We start from the raw sequence: 20,560 nt of genomic DNA on the forward strand, positions 1-20,560 counted from the left end.
TTGTTTTTTCGGGTACGACTCCATACCCGCTCATTCCCTTGATCTACTGCAAACCCCCGACTAAGGGACCATGGATAATGGCCTTCTAGTGGCGTCTAATGCCGAAAATAATTAGAACGATGTGGGGTGCTAAACATGTCAAGAGAAGGATCTCTAGCGGTGCCGATCGCGCAACCGCTGGCAGCAACACCCGCCGTCCGTTGGTGGGCGCCGACTTTGCAGAGCGCGGCCTTGATGGGCTTGCTGGGTGGCCAGGCACTGGGTGACTGGCCGCTGTACCTGTGCCTGCCCCTGGCGGTGCTGGTGGTCTGGCTGCCCCGGCTGAGAAGCCGCAAGGTGCCCGAGGCGCCGGCGACAACGGCCGACAGCGAGCTGTCCTCGCTGACCCGCGACCTGTCCTACAGCACCACCCATAACGCCCTGTCTGCCGCTGGCGTGGCCTATTCGGTGACGCAACTGGCGGGCAAGCTGCAATCCCAGCTGGATGCCGCGGCGCGCATCGTCGGCAACGCCGAAGTGATGATCAAGACCGAACAGGCCACCTCGCAACTCAGCCGGCAAGCCCTGGAGGCGGCCAGTGAGGCCCACGCCAGCAGCGCCGAAGGGCGCACGGTGCTGGGGGAGTCCATCAGTCGCATGCACTCCCTGAGCGAGCGGGCCAGTGGCAGCCGCGAGCTGATCGAGGCCTTGAGCCAGCGCAGCGAAGAGATCCAGCGGGTGACCCTGGTGATCCAGTCCATCGCCAGCCAGACCAATCTGCTGGCCCTGAATGCCGCTATCGAGGCCGCCCGGGCCGGGGAGCACGGACGGGGTTTTGCCGTGGTCGCCGACGAGGTGCGCGGGCTGGCCGGGCGCACCGCTACGGCCACCGATGAGGTCGGGGTGATGGTGGCCGATATCCAGCAACGCACCAGCGATGTAGTGGAGCAGATCCGTCAGCTGTCCGACGACCTGAACCTGGGGGTGGAGCAGGTGGAACACACCGGTCGGCACCTGGACAACATCGCCCGTCTGGCAGCAGGGGTGGAAGGCCAGGTCAGCGAGATCGCCCGGGGCGCCGAGACCAACCGCGAACAGTTGGACAGCCTGTTCCATGCCGTGGAGCAGATGCGCAGCGACCTGGCGGTCAGCGATCAGCAGACCCGCAGCCTGGCTCAGGCGGCGGTGCAGATGGAAGGGCAGGCGGAAACCATCAGTGAGCGTCTGGCGGCTGTGGGGCTTGATGATTACCACCAGCGCATCTATGACCTGGCCCGTGAAGGCGCCCGGCGTATTGCCGAGCAGTTCGAGACCGACCTGGCGCAGAACCGCATCAGCCTCGACGACCTGTTCGACCGCCATTACCAGTTGATCGCCAACACCGATCCGGCCAGGTACCAGACCCGTTTCGACCGCTACACCGATCAGGTGCTGCCGCCGATCCAGGAATCCCTGCTGCCGCGCCACGACGGCCTGGTGTTCGCCATCGCCTGTACCCAGGAGGGTTATGTACCGACCCACAACCTGGCCTTCTCCCAGCCGTTGAGCGGCGATCCCGTGGCGGACAACCTGCATAACCGCAGCAAGCGCAAGTTCGCCGATCGCACCGGCATTCGTTGTGGCAGTCACCAACAACCGCTGTTGCTGCAAACCTATACCCGCGATACCGGCGAACTGATGCACGACTTGTCGGTGCCGATCTGGGTCCAGGGGCGGCATTGGGGCGGGTTGCGCCTGGGCTACAAGCCCGAGCAGGCGCCGCCCCAGCGCAAGGGCTGAGAACATTGTTACCAGGGGCGTAAGACTGCTGTGCAGGATGTGACTGTTTCAGACGCCGGGAACTGACTAGTATGCTCACATCGTTAGGGAGCTAACTAATTCCTGGAGGTTCTCCATGCACAGCAAAGTTGATGTAGCCGTGATGATCGGCAGTGGTGTTCCACCCATGCTGCGGGACCTGGGACGCAAGGCGTGCTGGGTGGTGCTGGTCAATGGCGAACAACGTGGCACTGCCTTTGCCAGCCGCGTCGAGGCCGAGGAGTGCCGGCAGGCCTGGCAGGCGAAACTGGCGCAGTGCCGGCCTGGGCGCCATGCATTCCAGCATTCGGCTTGATGCTTGGGCGGCAGATAGAGGCTTGATCGGTTGGGGCGGATGTCTGGATTCAGGCTGTTGCAGGCAGGGCCCGAAGGCGAGTCGCTGGTGTTAAGTTAATCATCATGATGCTCTTAAACGGATCTCGCCTGGGTCACGGGGGCGCCGCTGGGTTCCCGGGCGGCGCGCTGTGGCAGGTATCAGGCGTTCAGGGCGCCCTGGTCAATGGCCAGCTTGAGGGCCTTGGCGGATTCCCTGGCCGCCGCTGCAGCTTCTTCGGAGGTCTTGAACCAGCGGTCGCGTTCCACCTGGTGGAAGGTGATCTGGGTCAGTGGAGGTTTGGCGCGCATGGCAATCACGGCCTGGAATTCGCCTTCGACTTCTCTGCACTCGCCACGAATGAAAAACTCGCCAATATCTAGTTCGGTCACTTCTAGCCTTCCCTTGGAGATGAGTGAGTGCTTGAGCGCCCGTACCGCGAGCGCTCAACCAGCGAGGGAGTATGGCAGTTGTTGCGTTGCGACGGGCTGAGTTATGTCATTGCGGTTTTAGGTAGAGATTGTTCTGAGGCACTAAAGTGAACTTTCTTACGCTTCAATCCGCCAATCCAGATCACTGCACCAGAGTGTTACTGGTTAGAATGCCGGGCCTTGTGTGACGACTGCGGGCAACATTACCCGCTGATGAGCAACATTAGTCTTTGTACTAATGAATGGCCGTGCAGTCATGAATCGCTCGCTTTAAATGGTCGAAATGCACAAAGTTGCTCTAGAATTGCTTCTGCAACCCGAAGTGGCTGCCGATCCGGGGATTCAATCTCAGGGTATATCCGGCTTTCCGGCCTGTTTCAGTACCCGCCCCAGATAGCTCGCCGCCACACTTTTCGGGGTGTCAGAGCCTACTCCTACAGCCTTTGACCTGTGCCTGATGCTTCGGCGAAATGCCCGCTGCTCAGCGCCGGCGTTAACGCCGTGGCCTGGAGTACCCGCTGCATTTGAGTGTTTTTTGGGGTAACTGATTGGGGTGATCACGCCGTCATGGCGGTTTTTTGTGCTGTCCGTTTTTCCTCGGACGGCACCCTTTTGAGTATCGGGGAGTGTTCCTTGGCAGTAAGTAATCTTGAAATGCATGCGTTGTTCGTTTTGGGTGATTTGCGCGCAAAGCTGGTCAAGCAGTTCCAATCTCGTTTTGTCTACATCACCGAACAGTCCGCCGAAGGCATCTACATCGCCGAGATCGATACCGAGAGCGCGTTGGTGGTGGACGACAAGCCTCGGCTGGAGCTCAAGGTGGGCGATCATTTTCGCGCTGCTGTACTGCCCAGCCGGGAAGGCGGCAAGCTGGAGATCCGCTTTCGCGAGATCAAGCTGACGGTATACGGCCTGGGCGACTATGCCTTTGTCAGCAGTCCGCTGGGGCAGGGGATTGTGTTCAAGGAAGGTCACTCGGTGGTGATGGTCTTCGCCGCCAACGAGCAATTGCAGGAAGGCTTGAGCAAGACCCTCAAGGCAGTCAGCGCCAAGGCGGCCAAATTCCGCAAGGGCGAACTGGTGAGTTTCAAGGCCAGCGAGTAATGAGCCAGAGCCGCGCCGAGTTTCACCAGCAGCACCAGCAGGCCGCGTGTGACGAAGCTCAACGCCTGTTCGCCGAGAAGGCGCGCTTGCAGGGCGCCTGGCTGAACTGGGTGGCCGGCCAGCTGTACCACCTGCGCCCGGCGGCATACGCCAGCATGGTGCGCCGCGAGTTGCAGCGGCTGCAGGAGCCGGCGGACCCTTGATGGTCGATCCGGGCCGCGCCCCCGGTTGAAAATATGGAACCTCTACTACAGTCAGTTGACTGAATGCTTCAGGGGCCTGGCAGCTTTGCGTGGCGTGTCCCTTTGGTCCTGATCCTGATCCGAGAGGTGCACCCATGAAAGGAATTCGAGCGCTGCTGGCCAGCAGCCTGTTGGCCCTTGCCGCCTTGAACGCGCCACCGGTGGCGGCGGCTTCCGCGCCGATTCACTTCGCCGACCTGAACTGGGAGAGCGGCAGCCTGATCACCGAGATCCTGCGGATCGTGGTCGAGAAGGGTTATGGCCTGCCCACCGATACACTGCCTGGCACCACCATCACCCTGGAAACCGCCCTGGCCAACAACGATATCCAGGTGATTGGCGAAGAGTGGGCGGGGCGCAGCCCGGTGTGGGTCAAGGCCGAGGCCGAAGGCAAGGTGCTGGCCCTGGGGGACACGGTCAAGGGCGCTACCGAAGGCTGGTGGGTGCCGGAGTACGTGATCAAGGGTGATCCCGCCAAGGGCATCGCGGCCCTGGCGCCGGAGTTGCGCAGCGTCACCGACCTGGCGCGCTACAAGGAGGTGTTCAAGGACCCGGAGAGTCCGACCAAGGGGCGTTTCCTCAACAGCCCGATTGGCTGGACCTCGGAGATCGTCAACCAGCAGAAGCTCAAAGCCTATGGCCTGGAGGACAGCTACGTGAACTTCCGCAGTGGCTCCGGCGCAGCCCTGGATGCGGAGATCAGCTCGTCGATCCGTCGGGGCAAACCGATCCTGTTCTACTACTGGTCACCGACGCCGCTGCTGGGGCGCTTCAAACTGGTCCAGTTACAAGAGCCGCCCTTTGATGCCGAGGCCTGGAAGACCCTGACCGACGCCAGCAACCCCAACCCGCGTCCAACCCGTTCCCTGGCCTCGAAACTGTCCATCGGCGTGTCTGCGCCATTCCACAAGCAGTACCCGCAGTTGGTGAGCTTCTTCAGCCAGGTCGAGCTGCCCATCGAGCCCCTCAACCAGGCCCTGGCGCAGATGAGCGAAAACCACAGCACGCCCCGTGACGCGGCCCGGGCCTTCCTCAAGCAGCATCCTGATCTCTGGCGCAACTGGGTGCCCCAGGACGTCGCCGCCAAAGTCGCCGCCGCCCTGTTGTAGGAGCCGCCTTGCCGGCGAAAGGGCCCGCAGGCCTTGCACCGTCCATGGCGACGCCTTCGCTGGCAAGCCAGCTCCTAGGGTCGCCCTGACACCGCGCGATGTTCCCGTAGGCGCCGCTTGCCGGCGAAGAGGCCCCCAAGGCGGGTCAGAAGCGGGTCTGCACCGCCAGTTCGAAGGTGCGCGGGGTGCCCAGGTAGTAAGCCGGGGAGACATGGGCGAACTTGCCGTAGACCTCGTTGGTCAGGTTGCGTACCCGGCCGGTGACGGTGGTGTGGCTGTCGACCTGGTAGCGCAGGAAGCTGCCGTACAGGGTGTAGGCCGGCAGCGTCAGGGTGTTGGCGTTGTCGGCGTACACCGAGGCCACGTAGCGGGCATCGACGCCGGTCTGCCAGCTTGGGGCCAGGTCATAGGTCAGCCACAGGTTGGCCACCCGCTCGGGGACGTTGGTCGGGGTGTTGCCCTTGCGCGAGACCACCGCGCCGCTGGCCACCTTCTCATTGAACGCGTCATATTCGGCGTCGACCCAGGCGAAGTTGGCTTCCGCCAGCAGCTTGGGGGTGACCCGCAGGGAACTGGCCAGCTCGATGCCCCTGGAGGTCTGCTGGCCCACGGGAATGCTGTTGGCCGGGTCCAGGGGATCGGTGACGGCAAAGTCCTTGCGTTCGATGCGGTAGGCCGCCAGGGTCGCCGAGCCGCGTCCGTCCAGGTAGTCGAACTTGCTTCCCACTTCCCATTGCTTGCCGGTGGACACCTCGAAGTTCTGGGTGCCGCTGGGCTGTTCGGCGGCCGTGCTGTATTGCACGTAGACGTTGGCGCTGGGCAGGAACTGCCAGGTCAGCCCCAGGCGCCCGGTGACCGGCTCCCAGCTGCGCTTGAGATGCCGCGGGTTGCTGGCGGTGATCACGCGGTGGTTGGTCACGTCCAGGTCGATGGCGTCATAGCGCAGGCCGCTGAGCAGGGACAGCTCGTCGGTCAGGGCCAGGCGGTTCTCGACGAACAGGGCGCGGGTGGTGACCTGGTTGGTCTTGTCCTTGACCCAGCTCTGGCGGGTGCCCTTCAGGTCGTAGAAGTACCCCGGCTGGAAGTTGCCGGGGTCCACGCTGTTGTTGGCCGGCACGTTCCACGGTGAGTTGGTGGTGCTGTTGACCTTGTACTCAAAACCCCCGGACCAGGTGGTGTCGAGGCCGAACAGTTGATCGTCATGACGCAGTTCGAACTGGTTGCCGTCCTGCTGGCCCTGGTGCCGCACCAGATAGGCGGTGGAGCGGTTCACCCGGCTGTTGTCGGGGCTGTACTGGTAGGTCTCCAGGTTGCGGTAGTCGCGCTGGCTGTCCAGGTGATAGAGGGTGTTGCGCAGGCTGGTGCTGGGGTTGATCCGGTAGTCGATGATCGAGCGCAGCCACACTGTGCGCTGTTCATACAGGCCGTCGGCGACGTTGTAGTTGTTGAAGCGGTGGTGCTTGTCGATCTTCAGCTCGCCGGCCTTGGGGTTGCGCACCGGGGTGCCCCAGTAGGGGCTGTCTTCGTGCTCGTCCTGGTATTCCACCGCCAGGGTGTGGGATAGGTCAGGGGTCAAGTCGCTGAGCAGGGAGAAGGCCAGGCTCCAGGCATCGCGCTCCTGGCGGTCGATGTAGCCGTTGCTGGTGTTGTGGCTGACGTCGAAGCGCGCGTAGTGCTGCACCTCGGCACCCGCCGGGCTCAGGGCGTGATTGACCCCGAAAGCGGTTTGCGTGGTGTCGTAGCTGCCGTAGCTGAGCAGGCCCTCGGCCGCCTGTTCGCGGCGGTCCGCCAGCTTGGTCACGTAGTTCAGCGAGCCGCCCACGGAGCCGGCGCCATTGATCAGCGACGAGGGGCCGCCCACCAGTTCCACCCGGTCATAGATCCAGGCGTCCACCGGCCGTGCCAGGCCGGTGGCGACGTTGATGCCGTTGAACATCTGGGTGATCTGGCTGCTGGTGAAGCCGCGGTAGGAGATGAAGCCGCCGAACCCCGGTGGTGCACTGGCATTGACCCCGGGCAGGGCGTTGGCGGCGTCCTGGAAGGTCTGGGCACCCCGTCGTTCGATGTCCTGGCGGCTGGCGATCGCCACCGAGGCCGGGGTTTCCCGCAGGCTCAGGCCCAAACGCGAGGCCATGCCGCTGGACTGCTCCAGGGACAGGCCGGGTTCAACGTCTGCCTCTTCGGCGTTAACGGTGGTAGGGGCCAGCTCCAGGCCGGATTTGCCCCAGGCGTTGACGGACAGGCAGGCCAGCAGGCTCGCCAGTAAAGGAAGGTGTTTCATGCATGCATCCTGAATTCTTGACTAGGAAAAGGCCCACGAAAGCGCGCCGCGCAGCAGCGCAATGGGCGGGTCGAGCACGAGCAAGAATCAGGCGTAGGGCGGTGCCCGAGGATGGGCGGCGGGCCAGGTGAAACGGGTAGGGAAGTGGGGCTGGAACTGGCGCGCCAGCGGCGGCGCCTGGGGTTGGGGCAACAGCGCCAGGGTGACGCTGGAGTTCAGTGCCGGGCCCATGCCGCCGGTGGAGCACAACGGGCAACCGAAGGCCTTGGACAGGGTGGGCAGGGAGTCCTGGTCGGCCGGCTGCTGCAGGGGGGCTTGGGTGTTGGGATCAATGCTGCAGAACTGCCCGCCGATGCCGTTGAGCTGCATGCCGAGCATCTGCCCGTGGCCGATGCTGCAGGCGAACACGTTGAACAGGACGCAGCAATAGAGCATCCAGGCAACGAGCGAGCGATCGGAGCGGGTCAATTTCATGGGGCGGCACTTTATCATCGAAGGCGACGAACGTACTTACAAAAACCAGCAATCGAGTCCATTCTCTTTACGACTTTTTTACAAGGACGTCTGAACATGAATCTTCTGCTCGCTCAGGGGATGTCCGGCACTTTTCTGTTCATCAGCCTGATCCATCTGTACTGGGCCGCCGGTGGCAAGCGCGGAAGCGACGCGGTGATCCCCCAAGTGCCGGGGCCGGTTCCCGGGCAGAGCCAACCGGCCTTTCACCCTCCGGCCCTGGCCACCTTGCTGGTGGCGGTGGGGCTGTTGCTGGTGGCGATGCTGGTCTGCCTGCGGGTTGGGCTCTACCTGCCGACCGTGACCCATCCGTCCCTGCAATGGGTGATCAGCGCCATTGCCTTGCTGATGTTCGCCCGGGCCATTGGCGACTCCGAGCTGGTTGGGTTCTTCAAGCAAGTGCGCGACTCGAAGTTCGCCCGTCTCGACACCCTGTTCTATTCCCCGCTGTGCGTGGTACTGGGTGCCGGGCTGCTGGTGCTGGCCTGGGCCTGAAGGGCAAGCCCGCCCACTGTGGGCGCTGGCTGGTGTAGGAGCTGGTTTGCCAGCGAAGGCGCTAGCCGATTCGCTGCAAGGCTCAAAGGCCTCTTCGCCGGCAAGCCGGCTCCTGCATGGGGTGGTGCGCTCAGTTGCCGCTTTCGTTGCGTTTGCTGCTGACCTCTGCCGGTACATCGTCACCGGCCATGCGCTTGCGGAACAACGCCGCGCGGGCCAGCAGCAGGGTGGTGACCGGCACCGTGATCGACAGCAGGATCGGAATCAGCCAGGCATGCAGCACCGGCCCGGACTTGAGGGCTGAAAAATACAGGATCGAGGCCAGGGCCACGGTCCAGGAGCCCATGGTTGAGGCCAGGGCCGGCGGGTGCATGCGCTGGAAGTAGCTCTTCATGCACAGGATGCCCAGGGCACCGATCAGGGCGAAGACGCTGCTGATCACCAGCAGCACGGCCACCAGGACCTCCACCCAGAGGGGCAGTTGTTCCAGGCTGTTCATTCGATCACCTCGCCGCGCAGAAGGAATTTGGCCAGGGCGAAGGAGCCGACAAAGCCGAACAGGGCAATCAGCAGCGCCGCCTCGAAGTAGGTGTCACTGGCGTAGCGGATGCCCAGCACCAGCATCATCAGCATCGCCAGGATGTACAGGTAGTCCAGGGCCAGGACCCGGTCCTGGGCCGAGGGGCCCTTGAACAGGCGCACCAGGGTCAGGACCATGGCCAGGGAAAACAGGAACAGGCTCAGCAGGATCGCGTTGGTCAACAGCACGCTCATTCGAAAATCTCCATCAGCGGGCGCTCGTAGGTCGCCTTGAAGTGCTGGATGAATTGCCCTTCGTCCTGCAGATCGAAGACGTGCAGCAAGAGGATGCTGCGGTCCAGGGACAGCTCGGACCAGACCGTGCCCGGCACCACCGTGGTGATGGTGGACAGCGCCGCCAGGCCGTTGGCGTCGCGCAGGTCCAGGGGGATCTTGACGAAGGCCGAGCGCACCGGCCGGCGCCCGTTGTTGAGCACGCCCCAGGCCACGATCAGGTTGGAGACCAGCACATCGCAGCCTACCCGCAGCAACAGCCGCAGGATGGTGCCGGGGCGGCGGATGCGGATCGGCAGCGGCCGCAGCGGGCGCATCAGCAGCGGTGCGAGAAAGCCCAGGGTGGCCCCCAGCAGCAGATTGCCGGGGCTGATGGACAGGTTCAGCACCAGCCACAGCAGCCACAGCGCCAGGGACAGGAAGGGGGCAGGGAACAGACGCTTCATGGTTGCACCTCCGCCGCCTGGGTGGCCTTGGACTCAGGGCTGAGCACGGTGCGGGTGCCCAGTACCGCCATCACATAGTGCTCCGGATGATTGAGGCTGTCGGCGGTGGCCTGGGTGAAGCGCAGCAGCGGCTCGGCCTTGAAGCTGAGCAGCACGCAGAGCCCCAGCAACGCCACGATCGGCACGCATTCCAGACGCCGCAACACCGGTGAAGGTCGCTCCTCCGGGCTCCAGAAACGCTGGATGCCCAGGCGCGCAAAGGCGATCAGCGAGGCCAGGCCGGAGAGGATCAGCAGCACCAGGAAAATCCAGCCCGCCAGCGGGATCGGCGTGTCGCTGCTGGTTCCCAGGCCCGTCGGGTTGAGCAGGGCGGCGATCAGGTTGAGCTTGCCGATAAAGCCCGACAGCGGCGGCATGCCGATGATCAGCAGGGCGCAGGCAATGAAGCTCAGGCCGAGGAAGGCCATGGTCCAGGGGATCACCTGGCCGACCACCACTTGCTGTTCGTCGTCGAGGTTGCTGCCCCGGGGCGGGGGAAGGGTTTCCATGGGCCGCGGCAGGATTTCGCCTTCGTCTTCCAGAGGCACTTCCACCGCCGAGCGCGAGCGCTCGATCAACTCCGCCAGCAGGAACAGCGCACACAGCGCCAGGGTCGAGCTGAACAGGTAGAACAGCGCCGCGCCGGTGAGCGCCGGCTGGGCGAAGCCGATCACCGCGATCAGGATGCCCGCCGACACCAGGATGCTCAGGCTGGCCATGCGCTCCAGGCGCTGGGCCGGAAGAATCGCCAGGGCGGCGCAGAAGATCGTCGCCAGGCCGCCGTAGATCAGCCACTGGTTGCCGAAGTAGGCCGAGGCCCCGGCCTGCCCGGAGAACAGCAGGGTCCACAGGCGCAGCACGGTGTAGATCCCGACCTTGGTCATGATGGCGAACAGCGCCGCCACCGGGGCGCTGGCCGAGGAATAGGCCGGCACCAGCCAGAAGTTCAGCGGCCACATCCCGGCCTTGGCCAGGAAGGCGATGGCCAGGATCGCCGTGCCGGCATGCAGCAGGCCGCGATCGGCTTCCGGCACCAGGGGGATCTTCATCGCCAGGTCGGCCATGTTCAGGGTCCCGGTGACCCCGTAGATCATTGCCGTGCCGATCAGGAACAGCGACGAAGCCAGCAGGTTGATGGTGATGTAGTGCAGCCCCGACGACACCCGCGCCCGTCCAGAGCCGTGCAGCATCAGGCCGTAGGAGGCCGCCAGCAGCACCTCGAAGAACACGAACAGGTTGAACAGGTCTGCGGTGAGGAAGGCGCCGTAGAGGCCCATCAGCTGGATCTGGAACAGCGCATGGAAGCTGGCCCCGGCGCCGTCCCAACGGGCCATGGCGAACAGCAGCGCGCTGACCCCGATGATCCCGGTGAGCACCATCATCAGTGCCGACAGGCGATCCACCACCAGCACGATGCCGAAGGGCACCTGCCAGTTGCTCGGCAGGTACACGCCGAAGGAGCCGGTGGCGCCCTGGACCTGGGTCCAGTACAGCAGGTACGCGGCCAGGGCCAGCCCCAGCAGGCTGGAGAACAGGTTGATCCGCGCCTTGAGCGGGCGGTGTTTCTCCCCCAGCAGCAACATGATGGCCGCCGTCAGCAGCGGCAGGAGGATGGGGGCGACGATCAGGTGGGACAACGAACTCATTCCTTGGGCTCCCGGCCGTCGACGTGGTCAGTGCCGGTCAGGCCCCGGGACGCCAGGAGCACCACCAGAAACAGCGCGGTCATGGCGAAGCTGATGACGATGGCGGTGAGCACCAGGGCCTGGGGCAACGGGTCGGTGTAGTGCAGCAGGTCCTGGGGCACGCCGTCCTTGACGATGGGTTCCTTGCCGATGAACAGGCTGCCCATGCTGAAGATGAACAGGTTGACCGCGTAGGACAGCAGGCACAGGCCCATCACCACTTGGAAGGTCCGCGGGCGCAGGACCAGCCAGACTCCGGAAGCGGCGAGGACCCCAATGGCGATTGCGATGACTTCTTCCATCAGGCGGCTCCGCTCTTGATCAGGGATTTGGACTGGCTGGCCGGCTTGTGGGCCCGCACCGACTGGTGCGCCAGGGCGGTGAGGATCAGCAGGGTCGCGCCCAGTACCACCGCGTACACGCCGATGTCGAAGAACAGGGCGCTGGCGATATGGATATCACCGAACAGCGGCAGGTCCACATGCACCGTGTGGGTGGTGAGGAACGGGTAGCCCCAGGCCAGGGCGCCGAGGCCGGTGGCCAGGGCGAACAGCAAGCCGGTGCCCATCCAGCGCAGCGGCCGCAGGCTCATCTGGGCCTCGACCCACTGGGTGCCGGCCACCATGTACTGGAGGATGAAGGCCACCGACATCACCAGCCCGGCGACAAAACCGCCGCCCGGCAGGTTGTGCCCGCGCATGAACAGGTAGAAGGACACCACCAGGGCAATCGGCAGCAGCAGGCGCACCAGCACCGCCGGCACCATCATGAAGCCCAGGGCGGTGTCGCTGGCCTGGCGCGGGTTGACCAGATCGGTGACCACGTCCGGGGCCAGCAGGCGCTGTTGCGCCGGCAACTGCATGCTCTCCTTGGGCGGGCGGAAGCGTCGCAGCAGGGCGAACACGGTCAGGGCCACGGCTGCCAGCACGGTGATCTCGCCCAGGGTGTCGAAGCTGCGGAAGTCCACCAGGGTCACGTTGACCACGTTGGTACCGCCGCCTTCAGGCAAGGCACGGCTGAGGTAGAACGAGGAAATATCGTTGGGAGTGGGGCGGGTCAGCATGGCGTAGGACAGCACCGCCATGCCCAGGCCGACGGCGATCGACAGGCTCAGGTCGCGCAGGCGGCGGATGCGCGCCTTGGGCACGCTGCTGGGCAGCGGCGAGACATCCTCGATCCGCCGTGGCAGCCAGCGCAGGCCGAGGAGGATCAGCACCGTGGTCACCACCTCCACCACCAGCTGGGTCAGGGCCAGGTCCGGCGCCGAGAACCAGACGAAGGTCACGCAGGTCATCAGCCCGCAGACGCTGACCATGGTCAGGGCCGCCAGCCGGTGGTACTTGGCCTGCCAGGCGGCGCCCAGGGCGCAGGCGATGGCCAGCAGCCAGAAGGTCACGAAGACGATGGAGCCGGGAATCTTCGGCCGGTCGCCCCAGGTCAGCTGGCTGTAGAGCATGGGAATCAGGCCGGTGATCACCGCCGCCAGAATCAGCAGAAACAGCTGGGTCTGCAGGCGCTTGGTGCTCAGCCGCCGCTCCAGGCGCCGGGCCAGGCGGGTCATGCCCACCAGGCTGCGCTCGAACAGCAGCTTGCCGTTGAGGCGGCCCACTCCCGGCGGGTAGGCGAAACGCCCCGCCACCAGCGGTTTGTGCAGCAACAGGTAAAGCACGATGCCGCAGGACATGGCGATCAGGCTCATGATCATCGGCGCATTGAGGCCGTGCCAGATGGCCAGGCTGTATTCGGGCAGGGTGCCGCCCACCACCGGCCGTGCGGCGGCGGCCAGCAGTGGACCAATGATCTGCGCCGGGAAGATCCCCACCAGCAGGCAGGTGAACACCAGCAGTTCAACTGGCGCACGCATCCAGCGTGGCGGCTCGTGGGGCGTGTGTGGCAGGTCGGTGGCCGGTTCGCCGAGGAACACATCCACGGTAAAGCGCAGGGCGTAGGCAACGCTGAAGGTCCCGGCGATGGTGGCGATCACCGGCAGGGCGATTTCCACCCAGGCGCTGGAATTGATGAACACCGTCTCGGCGAAGAACATTTCCTTGGACAGGAAGCCGTTGAGCAGCGGCACCCCGGCCATCGAGGCACTGGCGACCATGGCCAGGGTCGCGGTGTAGGGCATCAGCTTGATCAGGCCATTGAGCTTGCGGATGTCGCGGCTGCCGCTCTCGTGGTCGATGATCCCGGCGGCCATGAACAGCGACGCCTTGAAGGTGGCGTGGTTGAGAATGTGGAACACCGCCGCCACCGCCGCCAGGGGGCTATTCAGGCCCAGCAGCAGGGTGATCAGGCCCAGGTGGCTGATAGTGGAGTAGGCCAGCAGGCCCTTGAGGTCGTTCTGGAACATCGCGCAGTAAGCGCCCAGCACCAGGGTGCAGGCCCCGGCGCCGCTGACGATGTAGAACCATTCTTGCGTACCGGACAACGACGGCCACAGGCGGGCCAGGAGAAACACCCCGGCCTTGACCATGGTCGCCGAGTGCAGGTAGGCCGAGACCGGCGTCGGCGCGGCCATGGCGTGGGGGAGCCAGAAGTGGAAGGGGAACTGCGCGCTCTTGCTCAGGGCGCCCAGCAGGATCAATGGCAACAGGATCGGGTAGAGCGCATGGGCGCGGATCTTGTCTCCGGCAGCTAGCACCTGATCCAGGTCGTAGCTGCCGACCACATGGCCGAGCAGCATGACCCCCGCCAGCAGGCACAAGCCCCCGGCGCCGGTGACCATCAGCGCCATGTAGGCGCCACGGCGGGCGTCGGAGCGGTGATGCCAATAGCCGATCAGCAAGAAGGAGAAGAGGCTGGTGAGCTCCCAGAAGAACACCATCTGGATCAGGTTGCCGGAAATCACCAGGCCGAGCATGGCCCCCATGAACGCCAGGAAGAAGGCGAAGAAGCGCGGCACCGGGTCTTGCGGCGACATGTAGTAACGCGCGTAGAGCGCCACCAGACTGCCGATACCCAGCACCAGCAATGAGAACAGCCAGGCGAAGCCGTCCAGGCGCAGCACGAAGTTCAGGCCCAGGCTCGGCAGCCAGGTATATTCCTCGCGGATAATCCCGCCATCGGCGATCTGCGGGTACAGCAAAGCCACCTGGACGGTGCCAATGAGTGCCACCAGGCCGGCCAGCAGGGATTCGGTGTTACGTGCGTTGTGCGGCAGCACGGCCGCCAGACAGCTGCCTATGAATGGCAGAAGCAGTAGAACTATCAGGGACATAGGCTTCTAATCTGCGGAAAAGTATGACGCATAATACGTGCCAGGCCCTGGATCACCAACCGCCATGCGCGGCCCGGCCCCCCAAAGAAATGTTACATACGCTTTCAAAGGTAGGAGACAAATGCCTGATGCGCCCGTTCACCGGGCGCTGCAGGGCCAAGGTCCTGCCCAGGTCAAAACACCACAAGGATCGACAAGGGTGCACATGATTAAAGGATCGGCCATGGGCCGGCTGTTTCGACGGGGCTGTTTCGCCTTGCTGTTCACTGCCTTCGGCGCCGGGTTGGGGGTGGGTGTGGAGCATTATCTCGACCGACCCGACATGCTCAAGACCCGACAGGCGCTGATCATCGAAGGCCCGATGGGGGATGAGCGGACCTACCAGCTGCCAGCGGGCACGGTGCTCTACTTCGACCGCGCCTTTGCCGAGGGGCATGTGCTCTACCACGCCTATTTCTACTATCACGGCGAGCCCGAGGGTGACCGGGTGCTGCTGGAGCCCAAGCACAAGGGGTCGTTGACCGTCCCTACCTGGCTCTACGCCCCCGGCGCCCCCGCGCTCTAGGCGCTGGCTTGCCAGCGAAGAGGCCCGTCAGACCGCCTTCGCCGGCAAACCGGGTGCTACAGGCCGTCCGCTGCCTGCCCGGTCAATGGCAGTTGATCGGCATCCGCGGCCCGGCCCTTGGGTTTCCATTCGCTGATGATCACCGCCAGCACGATCAAGGCTCCCCCCAGCAGCGCCAGTGCGGGCAGGCGTTCCCCGGCGATCCGCCCGACAATCCCGGCCCACACCGGCTCACCGGCATAGATCAGGGTGGCGCGGGTCGGCGAGACGCTTTTCTGCGCCCAGTTCATCGCCACCTGGATCGCCGCACTGGCTGCCCCCAGGCCCAAGGCACTGGCCAGCAGCAACCAGGAAAACCCCGGCAACGCTTCCCCGGTCGGTAGCACCATGGCAAAGGCCAGCAGTGAGGTGACCGCCAGTTGCACCACCGTGACCCGGCGCACATCCACCTGCCCCGCGAAGCTGCTGATCAGAATGATTTCGGCGGCAATGGCCACTGTGCTGATCAGGGTGGCGATCTCCCCGGGGCTGAAATCCAGCGAGGCGCCATTGGGGCCGGACAGCAGCATCAACCCGGTAAACGCCAGCATGATGCCGATGCTTGGCAGCAGCCCCGGACGCTTGCCCATGAACAGCCATTGCAGCAGGGGAACGAAGGGTACATACAGGGCCGTGATAAACGCCGATTGGCTGCTGGGAATGCTTTGCAGGCCCACCGTCTGCAAGCCGTAGCCGAGCATGATGGCGGTGCCGATAAAGGTCCCGGCACGCAGCTCGAACAGGGTCAGCCCGCGCAGGTGGCGCAATGAAAACAGGGCGACGATGCACGCCGCCGCGGCAAAGCGCAGGCCGACGAAGAACATCGGACCGCTGACGCTCATGGCCTTCTGCACCAGCAGGAAGGTGCCGCCCCAGATCATGGTGATCAGCACCAGCACCGCTTCGGCCCTGCTGAGTGGGAAGCGCATTGCGCGGGAGGGCGTTGAAGTCATGGCCTTGCGTGCTACCTGAGGGGGGACGCACAATGCGCCGGAAGCTGGGCAGTATACTGCGCAGGCCCGGAGAGCGAGCAATATAGTGCACAAAGATAACGTCCAACGGGCTTCGGTCCTGCAACATGTCAGCCTCAACGTGCGACGCCTGCGCCATGCCGCAGGCTTGAGCCAGAGCGCCCTGGCGGAAAAATCCGACGTCAGTCGGCGGATGCTGGTGGCCATCGAGGCCGGGGAGAAGAACGTCAGCCTCGGCACCCTGGACCGAGTGGCCGAGGCCTTGAACGTGGCTTTCAGCGACCTGATCCAGGCCCCGGATGCCCGAGACCCGAGTCGTATCAACGAGCTGGCCTGGGCCGGCGTCATCCCCGGGAGCAAGGCGCTGCTCCTGGCCAAGGCCGAGGCCAGCCGTGAAGTGGAACTCTGGGAGTGGCAGCTCGAGCCTGGCGAGGTCTATCACTCGGAGTGCGACACCGTCGGCTGGAGCGAGCAGATCTATGTCGTCGAGGGCTGCCTGACGCTGTTCTTCGGCGACGCCGAGCGGCGCCTGGAAAGCGGCGACTTCTTCATGTTCGCCAGTCATGTGCCTCACGGCTATCGCAATGACGGCGCCCAGGCCACGCGCTTCGTGCGCAACGTGGTGTACTGATTGCCCAGGCGTGCCGGCCACTGTTGGCCAGTCAACAGCGGTTGAACATTCTGCCTGTTTTCAGTTGATGCCTTTTCTCCGAAGTAATCTTCAAGCTGTTGAAATAAAAAGATTTTATATTTAGGCACGACTCCTGCAATTGTCCTGATAGCGAGCACCCGAGCGGTGTTTATCTTGATCTTCAGGACGTGGAGTCGGCCCATGACAGCCCCAGCCCAACCCTCACCCAGTGCCCACCTCATCCGCAGCGATGCCGAGGCCATCAGCGTGGCCCAGGCCCTGGCCCAGCGCTTTGCCGTGGAGGCCGCGGTACGCGACCGCGAACGGCGCCTGCCGGTGGCGGAACTCGACGAGTTCTCTGCCAGCGGCCTGTGGGGCATCACCGTTCCCCAGGCTTACGGCGGCGCCGGGGTGTCCTACGTGACCCTGGCCGAGGTGATCAAGCTCATCTCCGCCGCCGATCCCTCATTGGGCCAGCTGCCACAGAACCACCTCGGCGTGGTGGACATTCTGTTGCAGACCGCCAGCGAAGAGCAGAAGCAGCACTACTTCGCCAAGGTGTTGCAGGGCTACCGCTTTGGCAACGCGTTTTCCGAGGCCGGCAGCAAGCACGTCGGTGCCTTTGAAACCCAGATCCGCTTTACCGGCGAGCAGGCGCAGGTCGACGGCGAGAAGTTCTACTGCACCGGCGCCTTGTTTGCCCACATCGTGCCGACGGTGGCGGTGGATGAGCACAACCAGGCCCATATCGCCTTTATCGAGCGCGACAACCCCGGCCTCACGGTGATCGACAGCTGGGACGGCTTCGGCCAACGCACCACCGCCAGCGGCGGGGTCAGCCTCAAGGCCGTGCAAGTGCCGCGCAGCGCGGTGATCCCGGCCCACCGGGCCTTCGACCAACCCACCGCCGACGGCCCGATCTCGCAGATCATCCAGGCCGCTGTGGACACCGGCATCGCCGTCGCCGCCCTGGAAGACGCCAAGCATTACGCCCGGCAGTCCCGGCCGTGGATCGACAGTGGCCTGGATCACGGCTGGCAGGACCCCTTTACCCAGGCCGCCATCGGTGACCTGGAATGGCGGGTGCACGGCACCGAGGCGATCTTGGTCAAGGCCGCCGAGGCGGTCGACCAGGCCCTCGCCAGCCCCAGCGAAGACAGCGTCGCCCACGCCTCGCTGGTGGTGGCCCAGGCCAAGGTGCTGTCGGCAGAAAGCGCCTTGCTCGCCGCCAGCAAGCTGTTCGAACTGGCCGGCACCCGCTCGGTGTCGGCCAAGTACAACCTCGACCGCCACTGGCGCAACGCTCGCACCCACACCCTGCACGACCCGGCCCGCTGGAAATACCACCTGATCGGCAACTTCCTGCTCAACGGCGTCAAGCCACCCCGTCACGCCTGGAACTGAAAGGACACCGCCATGAACGCATTGACCCAACCCGACAGCCCCCAGGCCGCCCTGGCCGCGATCGGCGAGCAACTGCAAAGGGCCCGCGACCTGTTGCAGCGGACCCTGGAGTTCGTTCGCGACCAGGCCCGGCCCTGGTCTGGCAGCGGCCTGAGCAAGGCCAGCGACGACCCGTATGTGATCAGCCGCTTTGGCGATCTGCAGATCCGCATCGAGGTGGCCGCCGCCCTGCAGGAGCGGGCGCAGTACCGGCTGCAAGAGGGCAAGGACCCGGCCGAGATCGCCATCGCCCTGGCCGAGGCGGCGATTGCCGCCGCCGAAGCCCTGGCGGCGGCCGGCAACGCCGAATTCGAACTCACCGGCCAGCGCACCCCGCAGCCACAGGCCCTGCAAGACCCGCTGCGCTGGAAGTATCAACTGATCGGCAACTACCGCCTCAATGGCGTGCTGCCCCAAGGTTTCAGGAGTGCTGTGTGATGTCCCGTGAAATCCGCCTCAATGCCTTCGACATGAACTGTGTCGGTCACCAGTCACCGGGGCTCTGGGCCCATCCTCGGGACCGTTCCTGGCAGTACAAGGACCTGGAGTACTGGACCGACCTGGCGCGCATCCTTGAGAAGGGCAAGTTCGACGGGCTGTTCATCGCCGATGTGCTGGGCATCTACGACGTCTACAACGGCAATGGCGAGGCGGCGATCCGCCAGGCGGCCCAGGTGCCGGTGAACGACCCGCTGCAATTGATTCCGCCCATGGCCCTGGTCACCGAGCACCTGGGCTTCGGCCTCACCGCCTCGCTGTCGTTCGAGCATCCGTATCCCTTTGCCCGGCGCCTTTCGACCCTGGATCACCTGACGAAGGGCCGTGCCGGCTGGAACATCGTCACCTCCTACCTGGAGAGCGGGGCGAAGAACATCGGTCAGCAGGCGCAGACCGAACACGATGCGCGCTACGACTACGCCGAGGAATACCTGGAGGTCTGCTACAAGCTCTGGGAAGGCAGTTGGGAGGAGGGGGCGGTGCTGCGTGACCGCGAGCGGCGGATCTTCAGCGACCCGAGCAAGATCCACGAGATCCGCCACGCAGGCAAACACTTCCAGGTGCCGGGGATTCACCTGTGCGAGCCGTCACCGCAACGCACTCCGGTGCTGTACCAGGCCGGGGCGTCCAGCCGCGGCAAGCAGTTCGCCGCCGAACAGGCCGAATGCGTGTTCGTTGCCGCGCCGTCCAAGGTGCTGCTGAAAAAGACCGTGGCCGACATCCGCCGCCGCGCGGCCGAAGCCGGGCGCGACCCGTCGAAGATCCTGATCTTCAACCTGCAGACGGTGATCCTCGGCGAGACCGATGCCCTGGCCAAGGCCAAGTTCGAGGAATACAAGTCCTGGGTCAGCTACGAAGGCGCCATGGCGCTGATTTCCGGGTGGACCGGCATCGACTTCAGCCGCTTCAAGCCCGACGAGCCCCTCAAACACGTGCACACCAACGCCATCCAGTCGGCGGTGGAAGCCTTCTCCACCGCAGACCCGAACAAGGTCTGGACCCCTCACGAGCTGGCCGACTGGGTGGGGATCGGCGGCTTTGGCCCACTGTTTGTCGGCAGCCCGGAAACCGTGGCCGACCTGCTCCAGGAGTGGGTGGAAGAGACCGATGTCGACGGCTTCAACCTGGCCTACGCCCTGACCCATGAAACCTTTATCGATGCCGTGGAGTTGCTGGTGCCCGAGTTGCAGAAGCGCGGGGTCTACAAGACCGAATACGCACCGGGCACCCTGCGAGAGAAACTCTTTGGCGCCGGCCCGCGGCTGCCGGTGAACCACCCCGGCAGCGCCTGGCGCGACCTCGCAACCCGGCTTCAGCCGCAACGCGCCAGCGCCTGACCCCGCGCCTCTCGTAGGAGCTGGCTTGCCGGCAAAGAGGCCCGCAAGACCTGCGCCCGATTTGCCGGCGCCTTCGCCGGCAAGCCGGCTCCTACAGAGACGCCGCCGACCTGCAGGTAGGGGCTGGCTTGCCAGCGACCAGGCTAGCCATCCTTGCCCCGATTGCCCCCCGGGCTGGCCTCCGTCACGGCTGTCGTTCGCTGCCCCGGCTGCGAGGGGGGTGTCCGCCTGAAGTTCATCTGGCGGCCGCCCCAGGCCACGGCTCAACCCACAACTGCGGCCTGGGCCGCCGAATTCAAACGGAACAGCGCATGACGCCAACCGCGCCCATCCTACTTTGGTACTGCTGGATGAACCTTCCATGGGCTTGGCGCCTATCATCGTCCAGGAGATTTTTCAGATCGTTGCCCAGCTTAATCGCGAGGCGGTAGTGAGCTTTCTGATCGCCGAGCAACGCATTAATCTGGCGCTCAAATACGCTCCCCATGCCTGCCTGCTGGACACCGGCCGAGTGGCCCTGTCCGGCACCGCCGAGCAACTGCTGGCCCGGGGCGATCTGCAGGACTTCTACCTGGGCAAACACTGAGC

The 20,560-nt window shown here is 64.7% G+C and carries 20 protein-coding genes and 2 pseudogenes; 12 read left to right on the forward strand and 10 right to left on the reverse strand.

Going from position 1 to position 20,560, the window contains the following annotated elements; all coding sequences use genetic code 11:
* The first annotated feature begins 135 nt into the window (after positions 1 to 135).
* Positions 136 to 1,758 (forward strand): methyl-accepting chemotaxis protein, encoded by a 1,623-nt coding sequence (locus KHO49_RS27550; RefSeq protein ID WP_213666208.1) that lies wholly within the window; start codon positions 136 to 138, stop codon positions 1,756 to 1,758.
* Positions 1,759 to 1,873: 115 nt separating this feature from the next.
* Positions 1,874 to 2,092 (forward strand): hypothetical protein, encoded by a 219-nt coding sequence (locus KHO49_RS27555; RefSeq protein WP_102864455.1) that lies wholly within the window; start codon positions 1,874 to 1,876, stop codon positions 2,090 to 2,092.
* Positions 2,093 to 2,271: 179 nt separating this feature from the next.
* Here the strand turns inward: KHO49_RS27555 and KHO49_RS27560 are convergent, their stop codons facing one another.
* Positions 2,272 to 2,502, reverse strand: coding sequence for a hypothetical protein (locus tag KHO49_RS27560; protein ID WP_102864456.1), 231 nt, complete (start codon positions 2,500 to 2,502; stop codon positions 2,272 to 2,274).
* Between the two features lie 672 nt (positions 2,503 to 3,174).
* On the opposite strand from KHO49_RS27560, the gene KHO49_RS27565 reads away from it, so the two are divergent.
* The 3 genes from KHO49_RS27565 to KHO49_RS27575 all read left to right on the forward strand — a co-directional run bounded on the left by KHO49_RS27565 (position 3,175) and on the right by KHO49_RS27575 (position 4,996).
* Positions 3,175 to 3,645: a hypothetical protein gene (locus tag KHO49_RS27565; RefSeq protein ID WP_102864457.1), complete on the forward strand. Its 471-nt coding sequence runs from the start codon at positions 3,175 to 3,177 to the stop codon at positions 3,643 to 3,645.
* Positions 3,645 to 3,848 carry a hypothetical protein gene (locus KHO49_RS27570; protein WP_102864458.1) on the forward strand — a complete coding sequence of 68 codons (204 nt, stop codon included), beginning with the start codon at positions 3,645 to 3,647 and terminating at the stop codon, positions 3,846 to 3,848. Before KHO49_RS27565 ends, KHO49_RS27570 begins: the two co-directional genes overlap by 1 nt.
* Before the next feature lie 134 nt (positions 3,849 to 3,982).
* On the forward strand, positions 3,983 to 4,996 hold the full coding sequence (locus tag KHO49_RS27575; protein ID WP_213666209.1) for an ABC transporter substrate-binding protein: 1,014 nt from the start codon (positions 3,983 to 3,985) through the stop codon (positions 4,994 to 4,996).
* A gap of 145 nt (positions 4,997 to 5,141) precedes the next feature.
* Here KHO49_RS27575 and KHO49_RS27580 read toward each other — a convergent pair whose 3' ends face one another.
* A complete protein-coding gene (locus tag KHO49_RS27580) occupies positions 5,142 to 7,277 on the reverse strand; it encodes a TonB-dependent receptor (protein ID WP_110596975.1) in 2,136 nt (711 codons plus the stop codon).
* A gap of 87 nt (positions 7,278 to 7,364) precedes the next feature.
* Positions 7,365 to 7,751 carry a DUF2946 domain-containing protein gene (locus tag KHO49_RS27585; RefSeq protein ID WP_181430932.1) on the reverse strand — a complete coding sequence of 129 codons (387 nt, stop codon included), beginning with the start codon at positions 7,749 to 7,751 and terminating at the stop codon, positions 7,365 to 7,367.
* A 96-nt stretch (positions 7,752 to 7,847) separates the two neighbouring features.
* On the opposite strand from KHO49_RS27585, the gene KHO49_RS27590 reads away from it, so the two are divergent.
* On the forward strand, positions 7,848 to 8,285 hold the full coding sequence (locus KHO49_RS27590; RefSeq protein ID WP_102864462.1) for a DUF3995 domain-containing protein: 438 nt from the start codon (positions 7,848 to 7,850) through the stop codon (positions 8,283 to 8,285).
* 130 nt (positions 8,286 to 8,415) lie between these two features.
* Here the strand turns inward: KHO49_RS27590 and KHO49_RS27595 are convergent, their stop codons facing one another.
* The 6 genes from KHO49_RS27595 to KHO49_RS27620 are packed head-to-tail and all read right to left on the reverse strand — an operon-like array spanning position 8,416 to position 14,488.
* Complete coding sequence (locus KHO49_RS27595; protein WP_213666210.1) at positions 8,416 to 8,784, reverse strand: Na+/H+ antiporter subunit G; 369 nt, start codon at positions 8,782 to 8,784, stop codon at positions 8,416 to 8,418.
* A complete protein-coding gene (locus tag KHO49_RS27600) occupies positions 8,781 to 9,059 on the reverse strand; it encodes a K+/H+ antiporter subunit F (protein ID WP_016962858.1) in 279 nt (92 codons plus the stop codon). The genes KHO49_RS27595 and KHO49_RS27600 overlap by 4 nt, the downstream gene beginning before the upstream one ends.
* Complete coding sequence (locus KHO49_RS27605) at positions 9,056 to 9,544, reverse strand: Na+/H+ antiporter subunit E (protein WP_213666211.1); 489 nt, start codon at positions 9,542 to 9,544, stop codon at positions 9,056 to 9,058. The genes KHO49_RS27600 and KHO49_RS27605 overlap by 4 nt, the downstream gene beginning before the upstream one ends.
* Entirely contained in the window at positions 9,541 to 11,229 is a 1,689-nt protein-coding gene (locus KHO49_RS27610) for a monovalent cation/H+ antiporter subunit D (protein ID WP_102864465.1), read from the reverse strand. Before KHO49_RS27610 ends, KHO49_RS27605 begins: the two co-directional genes overlap by 4 nt.
* The gene (locus KHO49_RS27615; protein WP_011060906.1) at positions 11,226 to 11,570 is read right to left on the reverse strand and encodes a Na+/H+ antiporter subunit C; all 345 of its coding nucleotides are present in this window, start codon (positions 11,568 to 11,570) and stop codon (positions 11,226 to 11,228) included. Before KHO49_RS27615 ends, KHO49_RS27610 begins: the two co-directional genes overlap by 4 nt.
* Positions 11,570 to 14,488 (reverse strand): monovalent cation/H+ antiporter subunit A, encoded by a 2,919-nt coding sequence (locus tag KHO49_RS27620; RefSeq protein WP_102864466.1) that lies wholly within the window; start codon positions 14,486 to 14,488, stop codon positions 11,570 to 11,572. The genes KHO49_RS27615 and KHO49_RS27620 overlap by 1 nt, the downstream gene beginning before the upstream one ends.
* A gap of 205 nt (positions 14,489 to 14,693) precedes the next feature.
* On the opposite strand from KHO49_RS27620, the gene KHO49_RS27625 reads away from it, so the two are divergent.
* Positions 14,694 to 15,053 (forward strand): hypothetical protein, encoded by a 360-nt coding sequence (locus KHO49_RS27625; RefSeq protein ID WP_213666520.1) that lies wholly within the window; start codon positions 14,694 to 14,696, stop codon positions 15,051 to 15,053.
* Between the two features lie 56 nt (positions 15,054 to 15,109).
* On the opposite strand, the pseudogene KHO49_RS27630 reads toward KHO49_RS27625, so the two are convergent.
* A pseudogene (locus KHO49_RS27630) lies at positions 15,110 to 16,136 on the reverse strand (DMT family transporter).
* Between KHO49_RS27630 and KHO49_RS27635 the strand changes: the two are divergent.
* The 5 genes and pseudogenes from KHO49_RS27635 to KHO49_RS27655 form a co-directional block, all read left to right on the forward strand.
* Positions 16,131 to 16,694: a helix-turn-helix domain-containing protein gene (locus KHO49_RS27635; RefSeq protein WP_102879741.1), complete on the forward strand. Its 564-nt coding sequence runs from the start codon at positions 16,131 to 16,133 to the stop codon at positions 16,692 to 16,694. The pseudogene KHO49_RS27630 and the gene KHO49_RS27635 sit on opposite strands and share 6 nt — an antisense overlap.
* A 201-nt stretch (positions 16,695 to 16,895) precedes the next feature.
* Positions 16,896 to 18,098, forward strand: a complete 1,203-nt coding sequence (locus KHO49_RS27640; RefSeq protein ID WP_213666213.1) for an SfnB family sulfur acquisition oxidoreductase — start codon at positions 16,896 to 16,898, stop codon at positions 18,096 to 18,098.
* A gap of 12 nt (positions 18,099 to 18,110) precedes the next feature.
* Entirely contained in the window at positions 18,111 to 18,575 is a 465-nt protein-coding gene (locus KHO49_RS27645; RefSeq protein WP_170003268.1) for an acyl-CoA dehydrogenase, read from the forward strand.
* Positions 18,575 to 19,972, forward strand: coding sequence for an LLM class flavin-dependent oxidoreductase (locus KHO49_RS27650; RefSeq protein ID WP_102879738.1), 1,398 nt, complete (start codon positions 18,575 to 18,577; stop codon positions 19,970 to 19,972). Before KHO49_RS27645 ends, KHO49_RS27650 begins: the two co-directional genes overlap by 1 nt.
* A 331-nt stretch (positions 19,973 to 20,303) precedes the next feature.
* Positions 20,304 to 20,558 (forward strand): annotated as a pseudogene (locus KHO49_RS27655) (ABC transporter ATP-binding protein); the annotation flags it as partial.
* Between the last annotated feature and the right edge of the window lie 2 nt (positions 20,559 to 20,560).

The organism is Pseudomonas sp. RC4D1 (assembly GCF_018390395.1).
GTDB lineage: Bacteria > Pseudomonadota > Gammaproteobacteria > Pseudomonadales > Pseudomonadaceae > Aquipseudomonas > Aquipseudomonas danubii.

Excerpts from the sequence above, each read along its gene's own strand:
- KHO49_RS27650 (WP_102879738.1), top strand. The coding sequence starts at position 18,575 with ATGTCCCGTGAAATCCGCCTCAATGCCTTCGACATGAACTGTGTCGGT.
- KHO49_RS27575 (WP_213666209.1), top strand. The coding sequence starts at position 3,983 with ATGAAAGGAATTCGAGCGCTGCTGGCCAGCAGCCTGTTGGCCCTTGCC.
- KHO49_RS27640 (WP_213666213.1), top strand. The coding sequence starts at position 16,896 with ATGACAGCCCCAGCCCAACCCTCACCCAGTGCCCACCTCATCCGCAGC.
- KHO49_RS27645 (WP_170003268.1), top strand. The coding sequence starts at position 18,111 with ATGAACGCATTGACCCAACCCGACAGCCCCCAGGCCGCCCTGGCCGCG.
- KHO49_RS27620 (WP_102864466.1), bottom strand. The coding sequence starts at position 14,488 with ATGTCCCTGATAGTTCTACTGCTTCTGCCATTCATAGGCAGCTGTCTG.
- KHO49_RS27590 (WP_102864462.1), top strand. The coding sequence starts at position 7,848 with ATGAATCTTCTGCTCGCTCAGGGGATGTCCGGCACTTTTCTGTTCATC.
- KHO49_RS27600 (WP_016962858.1), bottom strand. The coding sequence starts at position 9,059 with ATGAGCGTGCTGTTGACCAACGCGATCCTGCTGAGCCTGTTCCTGTTT.
- KHO49_RS27615 (WP_011060906.1), bottom strand. The coding sequence starts at position 11,570 with ATGGAAGAAGTCATCGCAATCGCCATTGGGGTCCTCGCCGCTTCCGGA.
- KHO49_RS27605 (WP_213666211.1), bottom strand. The coding sequence starts at position 9,544 with ATGAAGCGTCTGTTCCCTGCCCCCTTCCTGTCCCTGGCGCTGTGGCTG.
- KHO49_RS27570 (WP_102864458.1), top strand. The coding sequence starts at position 3,645 with ATGAGCCAGAGCCGCGCCGAGTTTCACCAGCAGCACCAGCAGGCCGCG.
- KHO49_RS27580 (WP_110596975.1), bottom strand. The coding sequence starts at position 7,277 with ATGAAACACCTTCCTTTACTGGCGAGCCTGCTGGCCTGCCTGTCCGTC.
- KHO49_RS27550 (WP_213666208.1), top strand. The coding sequence starts at position 136 with ATGTCAAGAGAAGGATCTCTAGCGGTGCCGATCGCGCAACCGCTGGCA.
- KHO49_RS27625 (WP_213666520.1), top strand. The coding sequence starts at position 14,694 with ATGATTAAAGGATCGGCCATGGGCCGGCTGTTTCGACGGGGCTGTTTC.
- KHO49_RS27585 (WP_181430932.1), bottom strand. The coding sequence starts at position 7,751 with ATGAAATTGACCCGCTCCGATCGCTCGCTCGTTGCCTGGATGCTCTAT.
- KHO49_RS27555 (WP_102864455.1), top strand. The coding sequence starts at position 1,874 with ATGCACAGCAAAGTTGATGTAGCCGTGATGATCGGCAGTGGTGTTCCA.
- KHO49_RS27610 (WP_102864465.1), bottom strand. The coding sequence starts at position 11,229 with ATGAGTTCGTTGTCCCACCTGATCGTCGCCCCCATCCTCCTGCCGCTG.
- KHO49_RS27595 (WP_213666210.1), bottom strand. The coding sequence starts at position 8,784 with ATGAACAGCCTGGAACAACTGCCCCTCTGGGTGGAGGTCCTGGTGGCC.